At 74.3% G+C, this 8,273-nt stretch carries 8 protein-coding genes and 1 other RNA gene; 2 read left to right on the forward strand and 7 right to left on the reverse strand.

Translation table 11 applies throughout. The features are described from left to right. A partial coding sequence (locus RI554_07125; GenBank protein ID MDR9391786.1) for a DegT/DnrJ/EryC1/StrS family aminotransferase occupies positions 1 to 525 on the forward strand: 525 nt, incomplete at its 5' end. A 35-nt stretch (positions 526 to 560) separates the two neighbouring features. Here the strand turns inward: RI554_07125 and RI554_07130 are convergent. From RI554_07130 to RI554_07140, 3 genes are all read right to left on the reverse strand, one after another. Further along, complete coding sequence (locus tag RI554_07130; GenBank protein MDR9391787.1) at positions 561 to 1,826, reverse strand: homoserine O-acetyltransferase; 1,266 nt, start codon at positions 1,824 to 1,826, stop codon at positions 561 to 563. Next, positions 1,823 to 3,160, reverse strand: coding sequence for an aminotransferase class I/II-fold pyridoxal phosphate-dependent enzyme (locus RI554_07135; protein MDR9391788.1), 1,338 nt, complete (start codon positions 3,158 to 3,160; stop codon positions 1,823 to 1,825). The genes RI554_07130 and RI554_07135 overlap by 4 nt, the downstream gene beginning before the upstream one ends. A gap of 107 nt (positions 3,161 to 3,267) precedes the next feature. After that, on the reverse strand, positions 3,268 to 3,651 hold the full coding sequence (locus RI554_07140; protein MDR9391789.1) for a type II secretion system protein: 384 nt from the start codon (positions 3,649 to 3,651) through the stop codon (positions 3,268 to 3,270). Positions 3,652 to 3,852: 201 nt separating this feature from the next. Between RI554_07140 and ffs the strand changes: the two genes are divergently transcribed. Beyond that, positions 3,853 to 3,949, forward strand: an RNA gene (gene ffs / locus RI554_07145) — signal recognition particle sRNA small type. 29 nt (positions 3,950 to 3,978) lie between these two features. On the opposite strand, the gene RI554_07150 is transcribed toward ffs, so the two are convergent. From RI554_07150 to RI554_07165, 4 genes are all read right to left on the reverse strand, one after another. Continuing rightward, a complete protein-coding gene (locus tag RI554_07150; protein ID MDR9391790.1) occupies positions 3,979 to 4,494 on the reverse strand; it encodes a low molecular weight protein-tyrosine-phosphatase in 516 nt (171 codons plus the stop codon). Then, positions 4,491 to 6,689: a bifunctional (p)ppGpp synthetase/guanosine-3',5'-bis(diphosphate) 3'-pyrophosphohydrolase gene (locus tag RI554_07155; GenBank protein MDR9391791.1), complete on the reverse strand. Its 2,199-nt coding sequence runs from the start codon at positions 6,687 to 6,689 to the stop codon at positions 4,491 to 4,493. Before RI554_07155 ends, RI554_07150 begins: the two co-directional genes overlap by 4 nt. A gap of 59 nt (positions 6,690 to 6,748) precedes the next feature. After that, a complete protein-coding gene (locus RI554_07160) occupies positions 6,749 to 7,885 on the reverse strand; it encodes an LptF/LptG family permease (protein ID MDR9391792.1) in 1,137 nt (378 codons plus the stop codon). Continuing rightward, positions 7,882 to 8,273 (reverse strand): hypothetical protein (locus RI554_07165; GenBank protein ID MDR9391793.1); only part of this gene is annotated, 392 nt, incomplete at its 5' end. The genes RI554_07165 and RI554_07160, both read right to left, overlap by 4 nt.

Below are 8,273 nucleotides of genomic sequence, written 5' to 3' on the forward strand. Positions count from 1 at the left end.
CTGATCACCACCCACGACGACGCCGTCGCCGACGCCGCACGACGGCTCCGCGTCCACGGCTCCTCCGCCGCCGAGAAGTACCGGCACGAGGCGCTCGGCCACAACTCCCGCCTCGACGCGCTGCAGGCCGCCATCCTGTCCACGAAACTCGCGTGGGTCGACGCCGACCGCGCCGCCCGACGCCGCGTCGCGGCCGCCTACCGCGCCGCGCTCGACGGCGCCCCCGACGTGGTGCTCCCCCCCGACCGGGCGGAGCACGTCCACCACCAGTTCACGATCCGCGTCCCCGCCCCCCGCCGCGACGCCGTCGCGGCCGCCCTCACGGCGGCCGGCGTCGCGTCGGGGCGCTTCTACCCCGTCCCCCTCCCCGACCAGCCGGCGCTCGCGCCGTACGTCGTCGACGCCACGCCCCCCGTCGCCGCCGACGCCGCCGGACGGGTCCTGTCGCTCCCCATCCACCCGCGGCTCGGGGAGGCCGACGTCGACCGCGTCGCGCGCACCGTACGCGACGCCCTGCGGAGCTGACGCCCCCCACGGCCGCGCGTCCCGCCTCCCGGCCCTCAGAGGGCCTGCAGGAACCGCCGGAGGTGCGCCGCGAGCTGCGGGAACTCGATCAGGAACGCGTCGTGCCCGTGCGGACTCCGGAGCGTCGCGTACTGCGCGTTCGGGAGACGCTCGGCGATGGCGCGCTGCTCCGCCTCGGGGTACAGCACGTCGGTATCGATGCCGAGCACCAACGCCGGCATCGTCATCGCACCCAGCACCTCCCGCAACGGACCGCGTCCCTCCGCCAGGTCGTGGTCGTCCATCGCCCGCGTCAGGTACAGGTACGTGTTCGCGTCGAACCGCTGCGACAACTTCACGCCCTGGTAGGCGAGGTAACTCTCGATCTCGAACCCGACCGACAACATCCGCGCCAGCACGTCCGAGCGGCCCTCGTCCGCGGCGGCGTCCGCCTCCCGCGACGCGTCGACGCGGTCCCGCCCGAACTTCGCCTCCAGCGAGTCGAACGACCGGTACGACATCATCGCGACCGCCCGCGCCAACCCCAACCCCGCCTCCGGTTGCGCCTCGAGGGGGTAGCGCCCCCCGTTCCACGCGGGGTCGGCGGTGATGGCGCGCCGCGCGACGGCGTTCAAGCCGATCGCCCACGCCGAATGCCGCGCACAACTCGCGATCGGCACGATCGACCCCACGAACGTGGGCTCCATCGCCGCCCACTCGAGGACCTGCATGCCGCCCATCGACCCGCCGATCACCGCCGCGAGCCGCGTCACCCCGAGCCGCTCCAGCAGCCGCTTCTGCGCCCGCACGACGTCGCGCATCGTGTAGCGCGGGAACGCCGGCCCCCACGGCGCCGCCCCGTCGGGCCGGAGGCTGGCCGGGCCCGTCGAGCCGTAGCACCCGCCCAGGACGTTGATCGACACCACGAAGAAGCGGTCGGTATCGATCGCCTTCCCCGGCCCGATCAACGGGTCCCACCAACCGGGCACCTGCTCGTCGTCGTGCGTCCCCGCCGCGTGCGCGCTCCCCGTCAGGGCGTGCGCGACCAGGACGGCGTTGTCGCCCGCGGCGTTCGGGTGCCCGTACGTCTCGTAGGCCAGATCGACCGGCGCCAGCGTCCCGCCCCGCTCCAGCGGCAACGGGTCGTGCGCGTCCGCGATGCGCATCGTCCGCGTCCGCACGCGCCCCACCCGTCCGCCCGGCAGCCCCCGCGTGCGCGCCAGCAACGCCTCGTGGTCGCCCCACGTCTCGTGCACCAGGCGCAACGGCGCGTCGTCCTCCGCGCCGGCCGGCGCCCCCCGCCGCGGGTCGCGCTCCTTCACGCCCCCACCGCCCGGCGGGCGCCCGCCAACGCCGCTTCGAGGTCCGCCTCGACGTCCGCGACCGTCTCGATCCCGACCGAGATGCGCAGGTCGGCGGGCGTCACCCCCGCCGCGCGTCGCGCCGACGGCGTGAGCCCCGCGTGCGTCGTGGTCCACGGGTGGATGACGACGGTCTTGGCGTCCCCCACGTTCGCGAGGTGCGACATCAACCGGACGCGGTCCAGCGTCGCGCGCGCCAACGCCTCGCTCGCGAACCGCACCGTGAGGACCGTCCCGAAGCCGCCCCGCAGCACGCGCCGGGCGACGGCGTGCGACGGGTGGTCCTCGAGCCCCGGGTAGACGACCGTCTCGACGCCGTCCAGCGCCCGCCACGCGCGCGCCAACGCGAGCGCCGACGCGCTCGCCCGCCCGACCCGCAGGTCGAGGGTCTCGAGGCCCTGCAGCAACGAAAACGCGGTGTGCGGCGACAACGTCATCCCCATCGTGGCGAGCCCCAGCCGCCGCGCCGCGGCGGCGACCGGCGCCGCAGGCGCGCTCGCCAGCGGCGAACGCCCGCGCGCGTCGGGCCGATGCAGGGCGGGGAACCGGTCGGGGTCCGCCCCCCACGCGAAGCGGCCGCCGTCGACCAGCGCCCCGCCCATCGCGACGCCGTGCCCCCCGATCCACTTCGTGGCGGAGTGCACGACCAGGTCCGCGCCCCACGCGAGGGGGCGACACAGGAACCCCCCGGCGCCCCACGTGTTGTCCACCACCAGCGGGACGCCCGCCGCGTGCGCGACGTCAGCGAGGGCGGGCAGGTCGGGCACGTGCCCGCTCGGGTTGGCGATCGACTCGACCCACACCCCGACCGCGCGTTCGTCCAGCGCCGCGGCGACGGCGTCCGGCTCCGGCGCCACCCAGCGCACCCGCACCCCCCACGGCTCCAGGACCTCTCGCACGACCGACGCGGTGCCCCCGAACACCTGCTCGCTCACGACCCACGTCCGGCCGGGCGCCGCGAGCGCGAGCATCGCGATCGTCGTCGCCGCCTGCCCACTCGCGAACGCCACGGTGCCGCCGGCCCCCGCCCCCTCGAGCGCCGCGAGGCGCGCCTCGAACGCCGCGACGGTCGGGTTGTCCATCCGGGCGTAGCGGTCCCCCGGCGCGGTCCCGGCGAACACCGCTTCGGCGTGGTCGGCGCTGCGGAACACGTACGACGTCGTCGCGTGGATCGGGACCGCCCGCGCGCCGGTCGCGGGGTCGGGCCGTTCCTGGCCCGCGTGCACCTGCGCCGTCGCGAAGCCCCGCTCGCGCGTCGCGCCGTCCTCGTGGACGCGTTCGTCATCGTCCCGCACGCCGGCCTCCCTCCCGCCGCGACGCCCACGCGTCGCGGCGAGCCCCGAAGGACTCGCCGCGACGATACCCGGGCGGTCGCTGCGCCTGCAGCGACCCGGGGTCGGCCCTACTGCGCGCGACCGTTGATGAACGTCGCGTCGCCCGCCTCGGTCGTGACCGTCACGTCGCTCCCGCTACTGGTGACCGTGCACGTCACGCCCCCCGGCGCGGCGCTCCAGCCGTACCCGCTCGTCGACGTCGCCTCGGCCTCGCAGTCACCTCCCGAGAGATCGAAGGCGTCCAGCGCCGTGGCCAGATCGTCGCCGGAGTCGGCGGATTCCGCGACGACGGCGGTGTAGACGTTCGAGCCGTGCGCCTGCGCGGCGCGCTCGACGGCGGCCGTGCGGGCCCCCAACAGGTTGGGGATGAGGACGGCGGCGAGGATGCCGATGATCGCGATGACGATCAGCAGCTCGATCAGGGTGAAGCCGTGCGTGCTGCGTGTGCGCATGATGCGCTCCTCTCGGCGGGCGACGCGGACGAAGCATGAATGAGGGCCGCGCGCCCTGGGGCAGTGCGGGACCGAGCCGATGACTCGCGTCCACGCCTCAGTCTACGGGACCGCGCGACCCCCGACGTGACGGATGCCCACCCGCCCCGCGTCGCGTGGCCGCGGCGACCGGGCGCCCCGGCGTGGTACACCCTACGCGTCCCGCCGGCTCGACGCGGTGGCGACCCCCGAACCTGGTCAGGCCGGAAGGAGCAGCCATAAGGGGTGATCGTCAGGCGCCGTCGACCCCCGGCGGGACGTTTCGTGCCGGCCCGCGCCGCACGCCCCTCACCCCGCGGTGGGCGCCCCGACCTCCACCCCGTCCAGGTCCGCCCGCAGGGCCGCCAGCAGGCCGTCGGTCGCGGCATCCAGTAGCGCGACGACGTCCGCGAAGCCGTCCGGCCCCCCGAAGTAGGGGTCGGGCACGTCGCCGTCCGCGGGCCCCTCGACCCCCGCCGGCAGGAAATCCAGCATGCGGACCGCCCGCCCGGGCGCCATCGCCTCGAGCGCCGCGAGGTTCGCGCCGTCCATCGCGACGACGAATGCGAAGGCGTCCAGGTCCTCCGGGCGCACCTGGCGCGCACGGAGCGGCGACAGGTCCACCCCGACCTCCAACGCCGCGGCGCGCATGCGGGGGTCCGGCGGCTCGCCGACGTGCCAATCGCCGGTCCCCGCGGAGTCGACCCGGACGCGGTCGGCGAGGCCGGCCGCGTCGAGCTTCGCGCGGAACATCCCCTCCGCCGTCGGGCTGCGGCAGATGTTGCCGAGGCACACGAACAGGACCGACGTCGTCGCCCCGCTCATCCCTTGATCCCCGGCCGCGCACGGAACACGCGCGAGACGTCCTGGATGCGGCCCAACATCTCCTTCAGGAACTCGATCTCGTTCTGGTCGCGCACGTCGACGCGGATGTGGATGCGCGCCTCGGTGGCGGACTGCACGTCCGCACTCACCCGCGTCGCGGACTTGCTCATGCCCGCCAGGACGTCCAGCACGTCCTTGAGGAGGGCGGGGCGGTCGATGCCAATGATCTCCAGGTCGATCGGGAACACCTCGCCCGACGGGAGGTCCCACGTGACGTTCACGAACCGCTCCGGTTCGGCGTGCACCAGGTGCCGGACGTTCGGGCAGTCCACCCGGTGGACGCTGACCCCCCGCCCGCGGGTGATGTACCCCACGACGTCGTCGCCGCGAACGGGGCTGCAGCACTGCGCCAGGTTGGCGGGCGCGTCGAGGCCGTCGACGAACACCCCGCCGATGCTCTTGCGCGGCGCCTCCACCGTCTTGACGCTCTTCTCCCGCTGCCCCGCCGTCTCCGGCGCGAGGACCTCCACCGCCTGGCGGGGGTGAAGCCGCCGGTTCGCGAGCGCGAGGTACAGGTCGTCCGGCGACTCGCTCGCGAGGAGTTCGCGGGTGGCGTGCTCCAACTTCGCGCGGGTCGTGAGGTTCGCCACCGACAGGTTCTTGCGCCGCAGCGCCCGCTCGAGCGCCCGCTTGCCGGTCTCGAGCTTCTCGGTCCGTTCGCGCGCCCGGAACCAGTGCCGGATCTTCTGCTTCGCGCTGCGCGTGACCGTCAGGTTCAACCAGTCCTGGCTCGGGCCGTAGGTACTGCTGCGGTTCGTGAGGACCTCGACCCGGTCGCCGGTCGCGAGCGGGTGCCCGAGCGGCACGATGTCGCCGTTGACGCGCGCCCCGATGCAGCGGTGGCCGACCTCGGTGTGCACCTGGTACGCGAAATCGATGGGGGTGCTGCCGCGCGGCAGGTTCAGGACGTCCCCCGCCGGCGTGAACACCAACACCCGCTCGCCGAGCACGTCGTGCTTGACGGCGTCGACGAACGCGCCGGCGTCGTCGGCGTCGGCGTCGGCCTCGAGCAGCTGCTGCATCCACGTCAGGCGCTTGCGGACCTCCTCGCCGTCCTCGATGCCCTGCTTGTACGCCCAGTGGGCGGCAACGCCGTACTCGGCGATCTCGTGCATGCCGCGCGTCCGGATCTGCACCTCGATCGGGTGCCCGAGCGACCCGACGACGGTCGTGTGGAGGCTCTGGTAGCCGTTGGGTTTCGGCACCGCGACGTAGTCCTTGAAGCGCCCCGGGATCGGCGTCCAGAGGGAATGCACGATCCCCAGCGCGCGGTAGCAGACCGCCTTCTCCGCCTCCTCCCCCACCAGCTCGGTCTTCGAGCGCATCGGGTCGATGACCGCGCGGATGGCGGTGAGGTCGAAGATCTGCTCGAGGCCCTTGTTGTCGCGGTGCATCTTGCGGTGGATGGAGTACAGGTGCTTGCTGCGCCCCGACACCTCGAACGCCAGGCCCTCCTCCGCGAGGCGCGCCTCGAACGTCGCGATCGCCGACGCGACGATCGCTTCGCGTTCCTCGGTCCGCATGCGCACCTGCCGCGCCAACTGCCGGTAGCGCTCCGGCTCGAGGTAGCGGAACGCCAAGTCCTCGAGCTCGTTCTTGATGTGGCTGATCCCCAAACGGTGCGCGAGCGGCGCGAAGATCTCCAGGGTCTCCTTGGCGATGCGTTGCTGCTTGTGGGGCGGCATCGCCTCGAGCGTCCGCATGTTGTGCAGCCGGTCGGCGAGCTTGACGAGGATCACCCGGACGTCGCTCACCATGCTCAGCAGCATCTGGCGGAGGTTCTCCGACTGCTCGTCGGCGTAGACGCGCACCGCCAGCTTGCTGATCTTCGTTTCCCCCTCGACGATGCGCCGCACCGTCACCCCGAAGCGCGCCTCGACGTCGTCGAACGTCACCTCGGTGTCCTCGACCGTGTCGTGCAGCAGGCCCGCGCACAACGCGTCGGCATCGAGGTGCATGTCCGCCAGCAGGCCGGCCACCGCGACGGGATGCGTGATGTACGGCTCCCCCGACTTGCGCAGGACGCCGGCATGCGCGCGCTCCGCGACGGCGTACGCGTCCCGGACCCGCGCGAGGCCCGCGCCGTCGAGGTAGTCGAGTTTCGCGTCCAGGCGGTCGCCGGCGACGTCGATCACGACGTCAGGCTACCACCGGGCGGGACGCCGGAGCGTCCGCGGGGACGCGTTTCGCGGCGTCAGGCGCCGGCGCGACGCCGCGACAGGCGCTGCAGCAGCCCCAGGCCGACGACGCCCAGCGCGACGTTCGCGATCCACGGCCCGACCGCGACGGGCACCGCGCCGGTCTGCGCCGCGAACTGCCCGAGGGTGGACAACAGGTACCAGGCGAGCGTCACGACGAGCGACACGCCGAACGCCACCCCCCGCCCCTGCACCCACCCGAGCGACAACGGCAGCGCGACGAGGAGCAACACGACGTTCGCGAACGGTTCCGCCAGGCGCCGCATCAACGTCACGCCCGCCGTCCGGCGGGCGTTCGCGTCCGGCGCTCCGCCCCGCCAATCGCGGGCGAGCTCGCTCAGCGACCGGTCGTCCTCGAACCCCCCGCGCGAGTAGCGCGCGACGAGCGCCTCCTCGTCCACGCCGAGCACTACCTCGAGCGGATCGTCCGGGTTCGCCGCCCGCGCATCGAGCGGCACCAAGGCGCGAAGGCGCGCCGCCGCGTCCTCCGCGGGGGCGTCGAGCGCCGCCAGGTCCACCACCACCGTCCGGTGGCCGCGCAGCTCGAGCGCCGTCCCCACGAACCGTGCGCGGTCGGCGGTGACGAGCGTGAGGCGCCGTCCGTCCCACCGCTCGAGGCGGACGTCCTCCACCGCCCGCCCGCCGTCGACCGTCCGCTCGAAGGCGAGCGTGAAGTCGCCGACCGGTAGCGCGCGCCCCGCGAGGCGGAACAACCCCGTGCTGCCGGCCGTCATGCGCCAGTACTCGCTCGCGACGTACGCGTGCGTCCGCGGCGTCACCCACTGGTACGCCGCGAGGGTCGCCAGGGTCGCCACCGCGCCCGCCGCCAACAACGGCACCAGGATCCGCACCAGCGGCACGCCGCCCCCCAACAACGCCAGGATCTCCTTGTCGGCCCGCATCCGCCCGAACGTCAACAGCGTCGCCAGGACGAGGGCGATCGGGAGGGTCTGCGCGAGCGCCGTCGGCAGTTGCGCCGCCAACCAGGTCAACAACGCCCCGACGCTCGCGCCCGCCAGCCACGTGAGGCGCGGAAGCGTCGCGCTGGTGATCGCCAAGACCCCGTACAGGACCGCCCCGAACACCAGCGCGGGGATCGCTTCGGCGAGCAGGGCGCGGTCGATGCGCTTCACGGCGTCCCACCGTACCCCTCGATCCGGGCCGGAAGGCGCAACGGCGGGGGGCCCTCGAGCGCCAACGGCGGCAGCGTCAGACGGACGTCGACGCGCACCTCGCCGTCCTCCGCGACGTACCCGGCCGCCACGCGACCGCAACAGTCGGCGGAGGCCACCTGCAGCCCGTGCCGCACCCAGCGCGGCGGTCCCTCCCCCCGCGCCCACGGCGCGACGTCCAGCGCGAGGCTCGGCGTGAGTTCCACACGGCCGCCGCCCGAACCGCTCCGCAGCACGAGGCGTCGCGACGCCCCGAGCGTGACGTCGGTCGGCCCACGGCCCGTCCGGCCGACGCGCAGCGACGCCTCCCCGCCCTCCGGCCACGCCACCGTCTCCGTCGCCTCCCACC

The sequence above is a fragment of the Trueperaceae bacterium genome, from assembly GCA_031581195.1.
GTDB lineage: Bacteria > Deinococcota > Deinococci > Deinococcales > Trueperaceae > SLSQ01.